The organism is Priestia sp. JSM ZJ58, assembly GCF_044383985.1.
Classification (GTDB): Bacteria; Bacillota; Bacilli; order Bacillales; family Bacillaceae_H; genus Priestia; species Priestia zanthoxyli.
In genome coordinates, this window is record NZ_JBISEM010000002.1 from 150,576 (window position 1) to 168,043 (window position 17,468).

Here is a 17,468-nt window from a genome sequence, read left to right on the forward strand (position 1 = left end):
TTTGCGCCAATTTCTAAATTATGATACAGTATAAAAAATATGTACTGAGAGGGGTTTAGTATGGCAAGCGTTGATCAAGTTCTTATAAATAACTCCTTTATAACAGTTGAAGAATCAACTTCTTTAGCTAAAGTGAAATCTGAACTTTCCAACTATGATTTCGTTGTAGTCACAGCAAGTACCTTTTATGTAATACAAAAAGATGAACGATACCTTTTAACAGGTCATGACGAGGCATCGTCCATTAAAAAAGTAATAGCGGACACAAATTGGCCTTCATCTTCTACTTCTACGTTAGCCAATTTACAAGCCAACACAAACTGGAATAGACCAGTCCTCATTCAAGCAGAAAACCAAGAAACCACAATAGGACTTGTAACACCTTCACAGTGGATTACACATTTGCATAGCCAAAATGAGATATTAGCTTCCTATTTTGATACATTGGCAGAAACCATTAATGATGCAGTGACAGCGGTCGATCATGAAGGAAATGTAATCTTGTGGAATACTGCTGCGGAACATACGTATAAGATTCAGAGAGATGATATTATTGGTAGAAAAATCGGAGAGCATTTTAAAGATGAATCCATCATTCTACATACGATTCTAAATGAAGGGCGTCCTGTGCGCGGAACGTATCATCGTCCTAATGAACAAACTCACGTGCTCATCAATGCATCTCCTATTATAAGAAACAACCGAGTCATAGGTGGAGTCGCAACCGAACATGACATTACCAATATTGTAAGACTAAATGAAGAAATTGATGTATCTCTTCTCATTCCGAAAGATAATCCATTTTCTTCTTTTGCGGGTATCAGTCCTGAAATTAAGCAAGCCGTTGACATTGCCAAAAAAGTGGCATCTACAGATATGCCTATTTTATTAACAGGAGAACCTGGTTCTGGGAAAGAAATGCTGGCTCAGGCCATCCACTACGGGGGATCCAAACATAAAGAACCTTTTTTATCTTTAAATTGCGCCACTATTCCATCTGGACTTCTGGAAATTGAACTCTTTGGTCATCAAAAAGACGTCTTTTCAGAAGATCCAACGACCATTGCAGGAAAACTGGAGCAGGCTCATAACGGGACGTTATTTATTGAAGAAATTGATAAAATGCCTCTTGAAATTCAAGTTAAGTTTCTCCGTTACTTGGAAGAACGAGCCTTTTATCACGTTGGAGGCACGGAAGAAATTCAAGTCCAAACCCGAATTGTAGCCTCTACTACGACGCCTTTGGAAGAGTTGCTAAAAGCCGGTGAATTCCATGAAAATCTTTACTATTTGCTGACCGTCATTAATATTATCATTCCGCCGCTTCGAGACCATAAAGAAGACATTGAAGCATTAACGCAGCAATTTGTACAGGAATTTAGTAAAAAGTATAAAAAGAAGGCTCCTTTCATCAGCTCTGAAGTTCTCGAAGCCTTTATGCAATACGATTGGCCAGGAAATATTCGCGAGCTGAGAAATACGATTGAACGAATGATTTTTCTTAGTGATCAGTCGTTGATTACCCTTACGCACCTTCCTGACAATCTGAAGGATGCCAGTTCTTTCACAGAAGTTCAAAAAGAAGAAGATTCTCTCCAAGAAGCTAGGCTAATAGAAGAGACTCTTCAAAAAACCTATGGAAACAAAAGTGCAGCAGCAGATCTGCTTGGCATTTCACGCGGCACCCTTTATAACAAAATCAAAGAATACGGATTAAACTAATTAAAAAATTCGACACGAAGCTCAGGATACTTGTGTCGAATTTTTTATGTTTCTTGGACTGAACTTATTTGGAGAAATTTTTTAATACGAACCATACGTTGGCGGGGCGTTCGGCTAGGCGTCTCATGAAATACCCAAACCAATCAATTCCGTAAGGAACATAAACCCTGACTTTATATCCTTCTTTGACCAGACGATCCTGTAGCTCTACGCAAATTCCATAAAGCATTTGGAACTCAAACTGATCATTTGAAATGCCGTTTTCTCTTACTAATCGTTTTGTATACTGAATCATTTCCTCATCATGACTTGCTACAGCTGTATAGTGTCCATTTAATAAATGCATTTTAATGATTTTTTTATAGTTTTCATCTACGTCTTTCTTTTCCGGAAACGATACTTCTGGCGATTCTTTGTAAGCTCCTTTTACCAGACGTAAATTGGCTTGATATTGATGTAAGTCATTCATATCTTGTTCTGTACGATAAAGATACGCTTGAATCACAATTCCAATATTATCAAATTCTTTGCGTAATTCTTTATACATATCAAGGGAGATTTGGCAGTGCAAGTAGTCTTCCATATCAATTCGAACAAAAATATCATTCACTCTGGCTGTGTGTAGAATTCTGCGCATATTTTCCATACAAAGCTCTTTGCTAATATCCAATCCTAAAGAAGTCATCTTTAATGATAAATTTGATTGAACGCCCGATGCTGCAATGGCTTCTAGTGTCTGAATGCACATGGCCGTAGATAACCTAGCTTCCTCTTCTGTAAAAACAAATTCGCCTAAATGATCGAGTGTCACAACTTTCCCACCATTGTTAAGCTCCTTGGATGTTTGAATTGCTGATTCAATTGAGTCTCCAGCAACAAAACGAGCTGCCCCCATCCGCAATCCATACTTTTTAGCTAATTTATTCATTGAATGATTTTTGCCAAGCGACTGAAACATCGTTCTCATTAACACTTCCATCGATACTAAACCTCCTTTTATTTTTAAAAATCAAAATAAATATAATTTTCAGATTAATTTCTTTATTTTTCTATACCCCAACTACATATTTGTACACACATTTAAAATAATTTACACAAAATTGTTTAAGTTATTTTATTTACAAACATATTTGTATAATTAATTTAATTATACTCATTTATCGATGGAACCGTAACAACAGTGTTATGAGTTCTAACTCGTTTTTCGACATAAAAAAGCTCTCCACATTTCGTAGAGAGCTTTTGCGTACGTTTTGATAATAGGACGATTCACTTATTATCAAAGCAACAATCTTTATTTTCCAGCTGCTAGCATGCCTTTTGCATATGTAAAACCAATGGCTGCTGAAAGTAAATCTATTAAAATAATAAGCGGATAATCTGCGTACCCTTTATATACAGAAACAGCTATCAACAAAAGCGTCAGCGCTGTGGCAACATATAGGTTATATGTTACTCTAGCAAACAGAACAAGCAATATGGCGGGTAGAAAAACTGCGGCAATCGTTTTGACTTCCACAAACATTTCTCCTTTTTATCCGTCTTTTAACCAGCTTGTGAATTACGTTTTGTATAATTGTGTACAAACAAAATACCTAGTTCATGATGTTCGTTGTCATACAATGCTCGCTGAGTAAAGCGAACTTCTCCATTTTCGTCAATAACTTCTAGCTTACAAAAAGCACGGTTATTCACTTGTAATGCTTCATAAAATTTATGGACTTCAGATATAGCGATTCCATTTACTTTAATAATCACTTCTCCTACTTTCAAACCCATTTTCTCTGCCGGAGAATGAGGGATGATTCCTAACACAACCAAACCTTGTGTACGCTTAGTAAATAGTGCGGGCGCTTTTTCATCGCTTCGACGCTGCTGCAAACGAATCCACTCTCTTCCTATGATCGCTAGAATAACAACAGCGACAGCGGCAGGAGGATAAAAAATAGCAGCAATTGTAATAATCGTTAATCCCACGCCTAATGCTAATACACGCTTACCGGTAAATTCAATAGATTTAAACGGAACCATACTTTGAATTCGCTGATAAAAACCGATAGCAAAAGGAACAAAAAACAGGCTAAATGATGTTTCGTCAATAGATAACACAGGCCACCATGGAAACACAGACGTAATGGCGCTGCCTGGAATTAAGACAAAAAGCGGAACAACCCATAATTTTTGAGAATAATGAGCCCCAATTTCCTGCCCTCTTTTACTTTTCACAATGGCTGGAGACGTACCTTTTGCTCCAAACTTCCAAATTAAATATCCTTCTGCTAATACAAGCAGCGACATTAAAATAGTAAGAGAAGGTAAATCTGCGTTATGAGCTTGCACAGACCACGTTTGAATAAACCCTTCACCGAAACCAGCTGCAGGAATAAGCAAGGTCGCAAGCACAGCCAGTCCTACGGTATAAGAAGGAGAAAGCCATTTAAACGTCCACGGGCCGCTTATGATAAAAGTTAAAACAGCTACAAGTACAATCGTTCCTATAGATACATAGACACCTAGCAACACGGTAACAACGGATAAAATCAAACCAATAATGATACCTGGAAAAAATAAATATTTTGCTTCTAAAATAAAATCAAACACGCGAACATGAAAATTCTGACGCTCTCTCTTGACGCGAGAAAGACCTACAAAAAACGAGACGAGCAGAAATAAATAAGTTAACGGGTGCAAAAATAAACGCCCGATACCTTTTAAAAGCTCTAATGCAAAATCCATTTTTTCACCACCTGTATTTTTCACATTTTTATTACAACATTTACGATTGATTGTTATGTATCATAGGCTTCTTTATTTTATCAAAATGCATCACTAACCGACAATGTTGTTTTTACTAAAAAAGTTCCGTGCTTTGGAAAAGCACGGAACTTTTTCTACTTCTTATTGACTAGCTAGCTTTAAAGCCGTTTGAAGCTGACGATCTTCATCTTTGGATTTAATTTTTTCTAATAGTTTTGTTTGTAAAAGCGCTGCTGTATCTTCATCAATTTCACCTGTAGCTTTTTGCTTATTGGCTTTTTGGAATGCAGTTACAGCTGTTTCTGTCTCTTTACTAAAATATCCGTCTGTACGTCCAGGTTCAAAGCCAAGGCCTTTTAGCATCACTTGAGCATTCTTCACTTGGTCACCTGTCATATCACGTGTTAATGGCTTTTTATCAACTTGAATTGGATTTGCATAATAGTAATCCGGCTGCTTGACTTCTACCGTTGGTTTTATACCTTTTTCGTTAATCCAGTTTCCATCAGGCGTTAGCCATTTATAGAACGTTAATTTTAAATTACTGCCGTCTTCCATTGGAACAGCTTGTTGAACCGTTCCTTTTCCATAGGATTTTTCACCGACTAGCTTGTATCCGCCTGCTTCTTTTAATGCCCCGGCAAGAATTTCAGAAGCAGATGCACTTCCTCCATCAATCAAGGCCACAATTGGATAATCCTTTTGCTTTTTCATTGAAGAAACCACTTTTTGACGTTCACCGTTACGATCTTCAATTTGAATGTATGGCTTTTTATTCGTTACTAATTTATCGAGCATTTTTTCAACACTCGTTAAATAGCCACCAGGATTTCCACGAACATCTAGAACTAAACCATCAATATGTTTATTTTCAAGTTTTTTCAACTGTTTCGTAAATTCGTCTCCCGTTGACTCAGAGAATGACGTAATTTCCATGTAACCAATTTTTTTATTGTTTACATTTTTAACAGAAGAATAGACGGTTTCAATTGGAATCTCATCTCTTACAACTTTTACTTTCATCGTTTCTTTCACGCCTGGTCTTTGAACATCTAATGTCACGGTAGAGCCTTTTTTACCGCGAATTTTTAATACCGCTTCATTCAATTCAAGACCCGCGATACTTTTACCATCGATCTTTAAAATCTGATCATTTGGTTTTAATCCTGCTTTTTCCGCAGGAGATTGTTTAAACGGAGCTACGATTGTTACTTTTCCATCTACCATGCTTACTTCAGCACCAATCCCCTCAAACGATGAATCAAGAGACTGCGTGAATTGCTGTGCCGTTTTCTTATCCATGTAAGATGAGTGAGGGTCTCCTAAGGTTTGTACCATTCCTTGGATTGCGCCATCTAATAATTTTTTGTCATCTACATCTTTGTAATATTTTGAAGATATCAGTTCGTAAGCCTGCTTGATTTTGTCTAGCTCTTCCTTTTCCACTTTACTATCATTTGAAGAAGTTGTAAGGGGGGTACTGACCGTTCCAGCATTTGCATACTGAATGCCAAAATATGTACCTGCTGCTCCAACAACTAAGGAGAGTGCCATTAATAGTGCAACGATTTTCCGATTCAAGTTCTTTCATCCTCCTCAACCTTAAGCCATCTCTTCTTATTATAATAGATACAACCAAAACTATGTAATAAAAAGGATGCATGTGTTATTTGTAGCAAAAGGCACCACACAAATCAAGTGCGATGCCTTTTTGTTAAACTATATGTTGAGCTTGTACCACGTATGCTAGGAACTTAAAATTTAATATAACGTTCAGGGTTTACAGCAGAGCTTTTGCCTTTCCAATCGCCCTTATGCAATTCAAAATGCAGGTGAGCACCAAACGAACGTCCTGTGTTCCCTATATAACCTAATTGTTGACCTTTATTGATAGATTGACCACTTGAGACGCTGTAGCTCTCTAAGTGAGCATAAACTGTAACCCACGTCTGACCTTCGACATTGTGACGAATAAATACGGCATTACCAAAAGAAGAAGAATGATATGCTCTAATTACTTTTCCGCTTGCTGCGGCTACAACTGGCACACTTTCTCCTCGCTTTCCAATATCAATACCGTAATGTCCTCTTCCAAACGTTTCTCGATATCCAAAATGAGATGTTACCGGGCCCTTTGCCGGCCTCATAAACGACCCGCTTGTAACAGGTGGTGCCTCCTCTGTTGCCCCGGCTTTTTCAATTTCTTGCTGTTGAGCTTGTGCTGCATTTTTTTGATCGGCTAAAATAGAAGCTTGCTCTTCTAATCCAACGGCTTCTTCATTAAATTCTTTTTCCTGATCTTTGAGCGTTTGCATGAGGTGATTCTTTTCATCCACTTGTTTTTGCAGCTGCGCACGAAGATTTTTAAGTTCTTCAAGCGCTTGATTTACTTCCGTTAGCTTGTTTTGAACTTTTGTTTCTTTCTCTTCTTTTGCCTTTTTATCAGCTTCATGCTGCATTAACAAATCGCGGTCAGCCCCTACAATTGTCGAAACCGCACTCACTCTGCTAATAAAGTCTCCGAAGCTTTCAGAGCCTAGCAGTACATCTATGTAATCCACAGACCCGCCGTTTTCTTGTAAAGCACGAGCACGCTTTTTTAATAGCTCATTTCGTTTTTCAATTCTTTTTTTTACAACGTCAATTTCATTTTTCAGCTTTTCGATGTCTTGCTTTGCTTTTTCTACTTCAGCTTCACGGCTGCGGATGTCTGCATTTGTCTGTCCGACTTCTGAATCCAAACGCGCAATCTCAGCTTCTTCGTTTTTTTGCTGTTCTTGAACTTCTTTTAATTTCTCTTTATTTTGATTAATATTTTGGTTCACATCGTTACTTTTTTTCTCTAAATCACTGAGTTTAGTAGTGCTGGCACTTTCTGCATAAGCAACTTTTTCATTACCTATCCAAGCTGTACCTAGTCCAACTAAAACTGCTGCTGTCATTACTAATGTCTTACGTGTCATTTGTTTCTCCCCATTTGCACATATTTCCCCGTATAAACGGGCATTAGCAAGACCCCCATTAGCACTTTTTTCTATTTTTATCTGTAATTACACAACAACCTCACATCTGATAAACATCAAATGTGAGGTTGTTATAATCTATTATGTTAAAAATCTATCTTTATTTTCGTAAGAATTTACGGATGGATAATGTACTTCCCCACATCCCAATTAGACCACCGATTACAAGTAGTAATAGCGATACTTGAAGCACGAATGGAAAAGCAGGTAAAAGTTCAAAGAATCCATCGAACTTAGGCTGAACTTCATTATACAAAACGCTGTACACACCGATAATAACAGCAATTGGCACAATAGAACCAAGCACTCCTAAAAACAGACCTTCAATAAAGAACGGCCAGCGAATAAAGGAGTTTGTGGCTCCAACTAAGCGCATAATTTCAATCTCTTCACGGCGAGCTACAATCGTAATTTTAATTGTATTTGAAATGAGGAACATCGCTGTAAATAGAAGCCCTAAAATCAGTACTACTCCGATATTACGAGCTACTTTCAGCACTTTAAATAACTTTTCAACTTGATCTTGTCCGTATTGAACTTTTGCTGCATACGGATATTTCTCAATTTGTTTAGCTACTTTTGCGACATCAGTCGGCTCTTTTGTTTTAACAACAAACACATCATTTAATGGGTTTTGCTGCTCAAACGGTTCAAAAGCTTGTCCTTCATCACCCATACTATTAATTAAATCTTTTAACTCTTTATCTTTAGAAGAAAACGTCACCGTATCAACTTGCTTAATTGCATCTAGCTTTTCTTTCATTGCTTTTCGATCATCCGCTGTCGCTGCAGCATCAACGTGAACGCGAATTTCCACATCATTTTCAATCAATTTAGCAATGTGATTTAAATTCATCATCAACATAAAAAATACGCCTACAAGCAAGAGCGTCACGGTAACCGCGCTTGCAGATGCGAATGTCATCCAGCCGTTTCTTCCTAAACTTTTAGATCCTTCACGTAAGTGGCGACCGAATGTCCTAGCCTTCATATCCGTATTCACCTCTTACTTCATCACGCACAACATTTCCATTTTCAATCGCAATTACGCGCTTTCGAATTGTATTTACAATTTCACGGTTATGCGTTGCCATTAAAATAGTCGTACCGCGTTTATTAATCTCCTCAAAAATATCCATGATTTCCCATGAGGTCTCCGGATCAAGGTTCCCTGTCGGTTCGTCGGCGATGACAACCTTAGGACTATTCACAATTGAACGCGCAATAGACACACGCTGCTGCTCTCCTCCAGATAATTCATCAGGGAAAGAATCCATTTTACCCTTTAACTTAACAAGCTCTAGCACCTCTAGCACTCGCTTTTTAATTTCTTCGGGACTTTGCTCAATTACTTCTAGTGCAAAAGCAATGTTTTCATAGACCGTTAATTTTGGAAGCAGCTTGAAATCTTGAAAGACTACACCAATATGACGTCTAAAGATAGGAACTCTGCTATCTTTTATTTTTGCTACATTTGCACCGTTTACAATGATATTTCCTGAAGAAGGCTTTTCTTCACGATACATCATTTTAATAAAAGTGGATTTTCCTGCTCCACTTGGTCCTACGATATAAGCAAACTCACCTTGATTAATCTTGATGCTAATGCCATTGATTGCTTTTACACCGTTCGGATACGTTTTATATACATTTTGCATTTCAATCATAAGTAATCACCTAATCAAGTGTGTTATTTTAATACTATGTAAAACTTGTCAAAATACGACAAAACTCTACAATTCAAACCAAAAATTCGACTCTTCTCACGCGCTTTCTCATTATAACATCACTCTTCGTGAAAATAAGCCCCAAAAATATTACATTTTTATTTCAAATATGACATAAGTAGGATATTTTTAGCAGGGTATGAGAATTTATCCTTATTTTTAATTCTGTTGTTTTTTGCTGTTCATTTTTTTACGAATATCGTTAGACAAAGCACATTCATGTCTACTTTTTTACAAACAAGGTATGATAAATAAGAAAAACGATGAGGAGAGATAACATGATCACTATTTATGGAAGTTCACGGGAAAACGGAAATACGGAAGAATTGGCTAAAGCAGTCTTAAAAGATATCAATACTGAAGAAGTTTACTTACGTAGGCATACCATTAACCCCATTACTGATATGCGTCACGATGAACATGGATTTACCAATCAACAAGATGATTATTATGATATAGCGAAAAAGATGGCAGCGCACGATACTATTTTATTTGTTACGCCTCTTTACTGGTACGGTATGAGCGGATTGATGAAGAACTTTGTGGATCGTTGGTCTGAAAGCCTTAGAGATTCGACAATCAACTTTAAAGAACAAATGAAAAATAAGCGCGTCTATGTATTAGTAGTCGGGGGCACAGGCGCATCTGTAAAGGCCCTTCCTCTTATTATGCAATTTCAATACATTGTCGATTTTATTGGTTCTTCCTTTAGCGGATACATCATTGGAGAAGCCAATGCACCTGGAGACATAGCAAAAGATGTCAAAGCTCAACAGCAAGCTATTGTCTTAAATGAACAATTAAAGCAGCTTTAACACAAAAATAAGACGGATACCCGTCTTATTTTTTCTTTGCCAGCCAAGCCGCAACTTTTTTGGCATCTTCTTCATTAATCAGTCCTTTTGGCATACCGCCTTGACCATTGTTAATAATGTTTTCAATTTCAGCTTCTGAGTGCTTGCTGCCTACATGCTGCAAGCTTGGCCCATTTGCTCCTCCTAAATCTACACCGTGACAGCCTGTACAGTTTTTCTTCACAATATCTTCTGCACTCGCTGAAGATTCACCGGCAGATTCATTTTTGGAACTGCCTCCGCCGCACGCGGACAAAACAAGCGCTAGGCCAATTGTTAACGTTAATAATACTTTTTTCAAGCCTTCTCCCCCTTGCTGTAGAGTTTTCACTCTATTATAACCTACTCAAGAATGTTTAAAACACTCTGTTTACAAGGACTTTGTTTCAATTTCATGAATTCTCTCATCGTATTTATGTATGAGGTCAAGCAATTGATTCGTTTCCTAAACGTTTTTTGTATACTACGCGTGAAATTGTCACACTGAGCTCATATAAGAGCAGAAGCGGGACAATGACTAAAATATCCGAAATAAAATCAGGAGGAGTAATAAGCACAGATATCACAATTAAAGCAAAATAAGATAACTTCCTTGCTTTAGCTAACCTCACTGGATTTAGAACCCCTAAACGCGTTAAAAATAAGACAACTAAAGGCATTTCAAATAAAAAACCAAATGGTAAACACAGATTAAGCATAAAACGGAAATAATGCTCCGCCGTAAACATGAGTGAAAACTGATCATTCGACAAACCTGTTAAAAATGCTAAAACCATTGGAAATAAAACAAAATAACCAAACCCCAAGCCACTTACAAATAAGAGAAAAAAGAATGGAATGAAGGTAATCATAATCTTATACTCTTCCTTTTTTAATCCCGGTGAAACAAACCGAAATACTTGATAAGCAGCTACTGGAAGTGTAAAAGCAAGCGCAAAAACAAATGCAATCACCATATAAATCCATACAATTTCACTTGGTCCAAGTACAGCAAGCTTGCCGTCCAAATCTTTCACTAGCCACTGATAAATATCTTGTACAAATACAAAACTGACAATAAGTAAAACTACAAATGCACAAAGTGTTTTAATAATACGAACACGCAATTCTTCAAGGTGCTCCATCAAGCTCATTTCTCCCATTGTCTATTTCTCCTTTCTGACAAGTAGAAATAGACGAGTTTCCTCGTCTATTTCCTTACTTACAATGTCGATTCATTCCTTTTTTGTTCAGAAACGGTTGCTGCCTGCTTTTCTTTAACACTTTCATCATCTGATACGAGCCCTTTTGCTGCTCCTTTAAATTCAGTTAATGTTCGCCCAAACGCCCGTCCAACTTCCGGCAGCTTAGACGGCCCAAAAATAATTAACGCAATGACCAAAATAATAACTAAACCAGGAATTCCAATATTAGAAAGCATACTTGACCTCCTTTCCCTTACTCAATTTACTGCTGTACTTTTTCTTTCTTTTTCAACTCTTGTTTTTCATGTGCTTTCCCGTGTGCCCGCATACGATCTTCCTCTACTTCCTTAGAAATCTTTAGCCCACGCGGCACGTTATTTACTTCAACTTCTGTCATACCTTTTCCATCTTTTTTATATTGAAAGGAAGCTCGAGTTGAAATTTCCGCACCAGGTTCTGTTACAAAAGGCACAACGCGATAATCAGCTTGCCATATATCAGGAGTGACCGTACACCTTACATATCCTCTGTAATCATTAAAGAATGTGAGATGTGGATTTTGACTTAAAATTTTATCCGTATCAGCTCGTTTATCTGCTCCGTTCCCTCCGGAAGTGATGGAGGTGCCAACGAACTCTGCACCAATAATTCTTGAATTAAGATTGGCAAAATCCGTGTGTAAATTAGAAGCCCAGTTAGCGTGCACATCTCCAGTTAGTACAATGACGTTGTCCAACTTTTTCTTTTCAATAAAATCAATAACACGCTGACGATTCGCCGTATACCCATCCCATGCATCCATGCTGTATGTAGGCTTAGCCGCCGTTCCAAATTTTCTGGGAGCAAAGAAAATTTGTTGAGCCAGTACGTTCCAATGACACGCTGATTTTTCAAGATTAGTAAAAAGCCATTTTTCTTGTTCAATCCCTAATAGCGTACGTTTAGGATCAAGAGATTCTGGCGTTTGCGGCTTTGTTCCGTCTCCGTTTGCTTGATCGTCTCTGTATTGACGCGTATCCAACACTTGAAAGGAAGCTAGTTTCCCATATGAAAAGTCACGATACAATCTCATATCCGTTCCGTGAGGCAAGGATGTTTGACGCAAAGGCATATGTTCGTAATAAGCTTGATAAGCTGCCGCGCGGCGTTGAATAAATGCTTCTACTGATTGTCCTTTTTCAGGAATTACATTTGCATAATTGTTTTCTACTTCATGATCATCCCACGTCACAATCCACGGAAAAGCAGCATGAGCAGACTTCAAATTGGCATCTGACCTGTACTGAGCATGCCTGTTTCGATAGTCTTGAAGCGTTTGAATTTCTGCGCTGCTGTGAGTACGAACATTTCCGCTTGCAGCCACATACTCGTTTGGTCCATATTCATAGATGTAATCGCCCAAATGAACCACAAAATCCAATTGTTCTTTAACCATATGTTCATAAGCTGTAAAGTAACCATGTTCATACTGTTGACACGAAGCGAATGCAAACGTCATGCTGGCTACTTCTGCATTTGCTGAAGGAAGTGTTTTTGTTTTTCCAACCGGGCTTAACTCATGACCGCTTTTAAATCGATAATAATAAATACGGCCTGGCTTTAATCCTTTTACATCAACGTGAACAGAGTGAGCAAGTTCAGGTCTAGCTATTTCTGTTCCTCGTTTGACAATTCGATGAAAGTCTTCATCTTCGGCAAGCTCCCATTTTACTGGAACGGGTTGATTAGGCATTCCCCCGCCATTCAATGGGTCTGGTGCTAATCTTGTCCAAAGAACAATACTATCTGCTAAAGGATCTCCCGATGCGACGCCTAAAGTGAACGGATAACTTGAAAATTTAGGCGCTGCCGCTGAAACTTCTACTGCATTTAAACCGATAGACTGAGCAATTGTTAAGCCAAGTGATACTCCTGCTACTTTTCCAGCTCCTTGTAAAAAATGCCTTCTATCAAACCCTTTACTCGAAGAAAAACTGTTCTGTTTTACTTGCTCTATTAATTCGTGTAACGATTTATTTGCCACTGCACATGCCCCTTCCTCTTGATTTAACTCAAATTATAAAAGCTGTTTGTAAAAGAGGTATAAAGGATTGTAAAGAAGCATTTACCATAAAATAGGTATTTTAAACCATTTTATTTCATTGACAAAATAAGCGAACGGACGACAGCAACCTTTAAATTTCTGCATTTTCTTAATTTTCTATCTACAAATAGTTCTTTACGCTCGTTTTTCTTCATTCAAATTTTACAAAGTCCTAACAACTAAAAAAAGGCAGCATACCGAGGTATACTGCCTTTTGATTAAATATGAGAACGTAAATACGCATCAATAAACGGATCTAGATCTCCATCCATTACACTTTGCGTGTTTCCGACTTCCGTATTTGTGCGGTGATCTTTTACTAACGAATACGGATGGAATACGTAAGAACGAATTTGACTTCCCCATCCAATATCTTTTTGTTCTCCGCGGATTTCAGCTAGCTGTTCTTGCTGCTTCTCAATTTCTAACTGATACAACTTAGATTTTAACATCTTCATTGCTTGCTCACGGTTTTTAATTTGTGAACGTTCCGTCTGACAAGATACGACTACATTAGTTGGGAGGTGAGTAATACGAACAGCTGAATCTGTTGTATTGATATGCTGACCTCCGGCACCGCTTGCACGGTACGTATCAACCTTCAAATCTTCCGTACGAATATCAATTGAAATTTCATCGTTAAATTCCGGCATTATGTCGCACGATACGAATGACGTATGACGACGGCCTGATGAATCAAACGGAGAAATACGAACGAGACGATGAACGCCTTTTTCAGCTTTTAAATACCCGTACGCATTATGGCCTTTAATTAAAAGCGTTACACTTTTAATACCAGCTTCATCCCCAGGTAAGTAATCAAGTGTTTCTACTTTGAAACCTTTTTTCTCCGCCCAGCGCGTATACATACGTAGTAACATTGAACCCCAATCCTGTGATTCTGTTCCACCAGCACCTGGGTGCAATTCTAAAATGGCGTTATTTTTATCATACGGCTCGCTTAAAAGCAGCTGTAATTCAAAGTCGTTCATGCCTGAAATAAGCTCTTTTAGTTCACTAACTAGTTCTTCTGCTAAATCTTCATCGTATTCTTCTTTTACAAGTTCATGAGATATCTGTAAATTTTCGTATGTTTCATCTAAGTGGTTAAATTGATTTACTGCATCTTTTAAACCATTGGCTTCATTAATAACAGTCTGAGCTGCCTGCTGGTCATTCCAAAAATTTGGATCAGCCATAGTCTCATCTAATTCATCGATACGAGCTTGTTTTGTATCGAGGTCAAAGAGACCCCCTAAAGTCCGCTAATCGCTTAGCTGTTTTGTCAAGTTCTTGCTTAATTTCTACTAAATCCATGAGTTAAACACCTCTATTTTATTTTTGACGCACAGGAAGGAAATGAGAAGACTCATTTCCTTCCTGTACTAGTTCATTCTATACTAATTGACTCTTATTTTATGATTCTTTACCGCAGCAGTTTTTATACTTTTTGCCACTTCCACAGATACAAGGATCATTTCGGCCAACTTCTATCGCATTTACTTTTGGCTTCTTCTTAGCCGGCGCGTCTCCTTCTTTTGGATGAACAGCCGCCTGACCTTGCGCTACTTCTTGACGCTCAAGGTTGTTGTTAATTTCTGCTTTCATGATATACTTCGTCACTTCTTCTTCAATGGTTGCAATCATATTTTCAAACATCGCAAAACCTTCCATTTGGTATTCGCGAAGAGGATCTGTTTGGCCGTACGCACGAAGGTGGATACCTTGGCGAAGCTGATCCATCGTATCGATATGATCCATCCATTTAGAATCAACTGCTCTAAGAACAACTACTTTTTCGAATTCACGCATTTGTTCTTCAGGGAGCTGCTCTTCTTTTTCATTATAACGAGCTTTTGCATGATCTACCAGCAGTTCTACCATTTCTTCAGGCTCTTTACGGCGAAGATCTTCTTCTGTGACTTCGCCTTCCTCAAGAACATTAGCATTTACGTAATCAATAATCGCTTGTAAATTCCATTCTTCTTCTAATTCTTCACGCGGTGTATTTACCTCAACCACACGCTGTAGCGTTGATTCAATCATACGTTCTACAATCGCACGTAAGTTGTCTGAATCAAGCACTTCAAAGCGCTGTTTGTAAATAACTTCACGCTGCTGACGAAGAACATCATCATATTGAAGCAATTGTTTACGCGCATCAAAGTTATTACCTTCAACGCGTTTTTGAGCGGATTCAACAGCTCTTGTTACAATTTTACTTTGAATTGGCTGTGAGTCATCCATACCAAGACGATCCATCATTGCCATCATATTATCTGAACCAAATCGGCGCATTAATTCATCTTCCATGGATAGATAGAATTGAGACACCCCTGGGTCCCCTTGACGTCCAGCACGTCCGCGGAGCTGATTATCAATACGGCGTGATTCATGACGCTCTGTACCAATTACAGCAAGACCTCCAGCTTCAACGACACCTTCACCTAGTTTAATATCCGTACCACGACCGGCCATATTCGTTGCGATTGTTACCGCACCTTTGTGACCCGCATTCTCGATAATATCCGCTTCACGCTCATGCTGTTTTGCATTTAAAACGTGATGGCGAATGCCTTTTTTCTTTAATAAAGCTGATAAAACTTCAGATGTTTCGATCGCAACTGTACCAACAAGAACAGGCTGTCCTTTTGCGTGGCGCTCGGCAATATCTTCCACTACCGCATTAAACTTGCCTTCCATTGACTTGTAAATTAAATCCGCTTTATCATCACGTGAAATTGGCTTGTTTGTCGGAATAACGACAACGTGCATGTTGTAGATATTACGGAATTCTTCTTCTTCCGTTTTAGCTGTACCCGTCATACCTGATAATTTTTCATACATACGGAAGTAGTTTTGGAATGTAATTGTAGCTAACGTCATGCTTTCATTTTGAATCTCAACGTTCTCTTTAGCTTCGATAGCTTGATGCAAGCCGTCACTAAAACGTCTTCCTTTCATCAAACGACCAGTAAATTGGTCAACGATTACGACTTGATCTTCATCAATTACATAATCCACATCGTTTTGCATCGTTACATGTGCTTTAAGCGCTTGGTTGATGTGATGGTTTAGCGCTACGTGTGAAATATCAAATAAGTTTTCAATGCCAAATGCGCGCTCGGCTTTTGACATACCTTCTTCGGTTAGCTGAACGCTTTTTGTTTTGATATCAAAAGTAAAATCGGTTTCTTTATCAAGCGTGCGAACGAATGCATTAGCTTGAATATAAAGCGCAGTCGATTTCTGTGCGCTGCCGGATATAATAAGCGGCGTACGTGCTTCATCAATTAAGATAGAGTCAACTTCATCGATTACAGCAAAATGAAGCGGACGTTGAACCATTTGTTCTTTATAAAGCACCATGTTATCACGTAAATAGTCAAATCCTAGTTCATTATTTGTACTATACGTAATATCCGCTGCATATGCTTCTTGTTTTTCTTCACGCGTTAAATGGTTTAAGTTTAACCCTACTTTCAAGCCTAGGAATTCATATAAACGACCCATTTCACTAGCATCACGGCTCGCTAAGTATTCATTGACTGTTACTACATGTACACCTTTGCCTGTAATGGCGTTTAAATATACAGGCATAGTAGCTGTCAACGTTTTACCTTCACCCGTTTTCATTTCCGAGATATTCCCTTCATGCAGAGAAATACCCCCCATTAGCTGAACTTTGTACGGATACATGCCTAACACACGTTTCGCTGCTTCACGTACAACCGCAAAAGCTTCATCTAATAGGTTATCGAGCGATTCACCATTTTGGTAGCGTTGTTGAAATTCAGCTGTTTTTTCACGAAGCTGATCGTCCGTTAAAGACGCTATTTCAGGACCTAACGCATCAATTTGGTCCGCCATTTTTTCTAAACGGCCGATTTGGCGCTGATTGCCGTCAAACACTTTTTTAAATAATCCAAGCATATTAAAACGCTCCTCTATTTATAATCAGTACATTTTATACTATTTTCATTCATATCTGTATCTTTCATTATAAAACATTCTGAGTAAAATTGTAACATTGCAGCTAAACAAGTAGCAACTTGTACCCTTTTTCGTCTGTCTCTTTACTAGTACTACTCTATTAAGGAGTTATTTTCTATTGTGAT

General features: G+C 38.2%; 15 protein-coding genes. 2 read left to right on the top strand and 13 right to left on the bottom strand.

Going from position 1 to position 17,468, the window contains the following annotated elements; genetic code table 11:
• Positions 1 to 60 precede the first annotated feature (60 nt).
• Positions 61 to 1,722, top strand: coding sequence for a sigma-54 interaction domain-containing protein (locus ACH6EI_RS22175; protein WP_047749599.1), 1,662 nt, complete (start codon positions 61 to 63; stop codon positions 1,720 to 1,722).
• A gap of 64 nt (positions 1,723 to 1,786) precedes the next feature.
• Here ACH6EI_RS22175 and ACH6EI_RS22180 read toward each other — a convergent pair whose 3' ends face one another.
• The 7 genes from ACH6EI_RS22180 to ftsE form a co-directional block, all read right to left on the bottom strand.
• Complete coding sequence (locus ACH6EI_RS22180) at positions 1,787 to 2,701, bottom strand: proline dehydrogenase family protein (RefSeq protein ID WP_028412035.1); 915 nt, start codon at positions 2,699 to 2,701, stop codon at positions 1,787 to 1,789.
• A gap of 315 nt (positions 2,702 to 3,016) precedes the next feature.
• Positions 3,017 to 3,241 carry a DUF2198 family protein gene (locus tag ACH6EI_RS22185; RefSeq protein WP_099331332.1) on the bottom strand — a complete coding sequence of 75 codons (225 nt, stop codon included), beginning with the start codon at positions 3,239 to 3,241 and terminating at the stop codon, positions 3,017 to 3,019.
• Positions 3,242 to 3,267: 26 nt separating this feature from the next.
• Complete coding sequence (locus ACH6EI_RS22190; RefSeq protein ID WP_108674347.1) at positions 3,268 to 4,458, bottom strand: PDZ domain-containing protein; 1,191 nt, start codon at positions 4,456 to 4,458, stop codon at positions 3,268 to 3,270.
• 162 nt (positions 4,459 to 4,620) lie between these two features.
• Positions 4,621 to 6,060: a S41 family peptidase gene (locus tag ACH6EI_RS22195; protein ID WP_028412032.1), complete on the bottom strand. Its 1,440-nt coding sequence runs from the start codon at positions 6,058 to 6,060 to the stop codon at positions 4,621 to 4,623.
• Positions 6,061 to 6,233: 173 nt separating this feature from the next.
• On the bottom strand, positions 6,234 to 7,442 hold the full coding sequence (locus ACH6EI_RS22200; protein ID WP_033580413.1) for a murein hydrolase activator EnvC family protein: 1,209 nt from the start codon (positions 7,440 to 7,442) through the stop codon (positions 6,234 to 6,236).
• A 160-nt stretch (positions 7,443 to 7,602) separates the two neighbouring features.
• Positions 7,603 to 8,493, bottom strand: coding sequence for a permease-like cell division protein FtsX (gene ftsX, locus ACH6EI_RS22205; protein WP_014457813.1), 891 nt, complete (start codon positions 8,491 to 8,493; stop codon positions 7,603 to 7,605).
• Positions 8,483 to 9,169, bottom strand: coding sequence for a cell division ATP-binding protein FtsE (ftsE, locus tag ACH6EI_RS22210; protein ID WP_013085414.1), 687 nt, complete (start codon positions 9,167 to 9,169; stop codon positions 8,483 to 8,485). Before ftsE ends, ftsX begins: the two co-directional genes overlap by 11 nt.
• Positions 9,170 to 9,507: 338 nt before the next feature.
• On the opposite strand from ftsE, the gene ACH6EI_RS22215 reads away from it, so the two are divergent.
• Entirely contained in the window at positions 9,508 to 10,044 is a 537-nt protein-coding gene (locus ACH6EI_RS22215) for a flavodoxin family protein (protein WP_028412030.1), read from the top strand.
• Between the two features lie 25 nt (positions 10,045 to 10,069).
• On the opposite strand, the gene cccB is transcribed toward ACH6EI_RS22215, so the two are convergent.
• From cccB to secA, 6 genes are all read right to left on the bottom strand, one after another.
• Positions 10,070 to 10,384 (bottom strand): cytochrome c551, encoded by a 315-nt coding sequence (gene cccB / locus ACH6EI_RS22220; RefSeq protein WP_013059743.1) that lies wholly within the window; start codon positions 10,382 to 10,384, stop codon positions 10,070 to 10,072.
• A 124-nt stretch (positions 10,385 to 10,508) separates the two neighbouring features.
• Entirely contained in the window at positions 10,509 to 11,225 is a 717-nt protein-coding gene (tatC, locus tag ACH6EI_RS22225) for a twin-arginine translocase subunit TatC (protein WP_028412029.1), read from the bottom strand.
• Between the two features lie 59 nt (positions 11,226 to 11,284).
• Entirely contained in the window at positions 11,285 to 11,503 is a 219-nt protein-coding gene (locus tag ACH6EI_RS22230) for a twin-arginine translocase TatA/TatE family subunit (RefSeq protein WP_028412028.1), read from the bottom strand.
• 26 nt (positions 11,504 to 11,529) lie between these two features.
• Positions 11,530 to 13,263, bottom strand: coding sequence for an alkaline phosphatase D family protein (locus ACH6EI_RS22235; protein ID WP_372456118.1), 1,734 nt, complete (start codon positions 13,261 to 13,263; stop codon positions 11,530 to 11,532).
• Positions 13,264 to 13,568: 305 nt separating this feature from the next.
• A protein-coding gene (gene prfB, locus ACH6EI_RS22240; protein ID WP_114896991.1) for a peptide chain release factor 2 occupies positions 13,569 to 14,667 on the bottom strand; the annotation gives its coding sequence in 2 pieces (ribosomal slippage) (positions 13,569 to 14,603 and positions 14,605 to 14,667; 1,098 coding nt in all).
• 99 nt (positions 14,668 to 14,766) lie between these two features.
• Positions 14,767 to 17,283, bottom strand: coding sequence for a preprotein translocase subunit SecA (secA, locus tag ACH6EI_RS22245; protein ID WP_013059748.1), 2,517 nt, complete (start codon positions 17,281 to 17,283; stop codon positions 14,767 to 14,769).
• Between the last annotated feature and the right edge of the window lie 185 nt (positions 17,284 to 17,468).

Bases quoted from the DNA above. Each gene is read 5' to 3' on its own strand.
- ACH6EI_RS22175 (WP_047749599.1), top strand. From the start codon at position 61: ATGGCAAGCGTTGATCAAGTTCTTATAAATAACTCCTTTATAACAGTT.
- ACH6EI_RS22180 (WP_028412035.1), bottom strand. From the start codon at position 2,701: ATGGAAGTGTTAATGAGAACGATGTTTCAGTCGCTTGGCAAAAATCAT.
- ACH6EI_RS22190 (WP_108674347.1), bottom strand. From the start codon at position 4,458: ATGGATTTTGCATTAGAGCTTTTAAAAGGTATCGGGCGTTTATTTTTG.
- ACH6EI_RS22200 (WP_033580413.1), bottom strand. From the start codon at position 7,442: ATGACACGTAAGACATTAGTAATGACAGCAGCAGTTTTAGTTGGACTA.
- ftsX (WP_014457813.1), bottom strand. From the start codon at position 8,493: ATGAAGGCTAGGACATTCGGTCGCCACTTACGTGAAGGATCTAAAAGT.
- ftsE (WP_013085414.1), bottom strand. From the start codon at position 9,169: ATGATTGAAATGCAAAATGTATATAAAACGTATCCGAACGGTGTAAAA.
- ACH6EI_RS22215 (WP_028412030.1), top strand. From the start codon at position 9,508: ATGATCACTATTTATGGAAGTTCACGGGAAAACGGAAATACGGAAGAA.
- tatC (WP_028412029.1), bottom strand. From the start codon at position 11,225: ATGGGAGAAATGAGCTTGATGGAGCACCTTGAAGAATTGCGTGTTCGT.
- ACH6EI_RS22230 (WP_028412028.1), bottom strand. From the start codon at position 11,503: ATGCTTTCTAATATTGGAATTCCTGGTTTAGTTATTATTTTGGTCATT.
- secA (WP_013059748.1), bottom strand. From the start codon at position 17,283: ATGCTTGGATTATTTAAAAAAGTGTTTGACGGCAATCAGCGCCAAATC.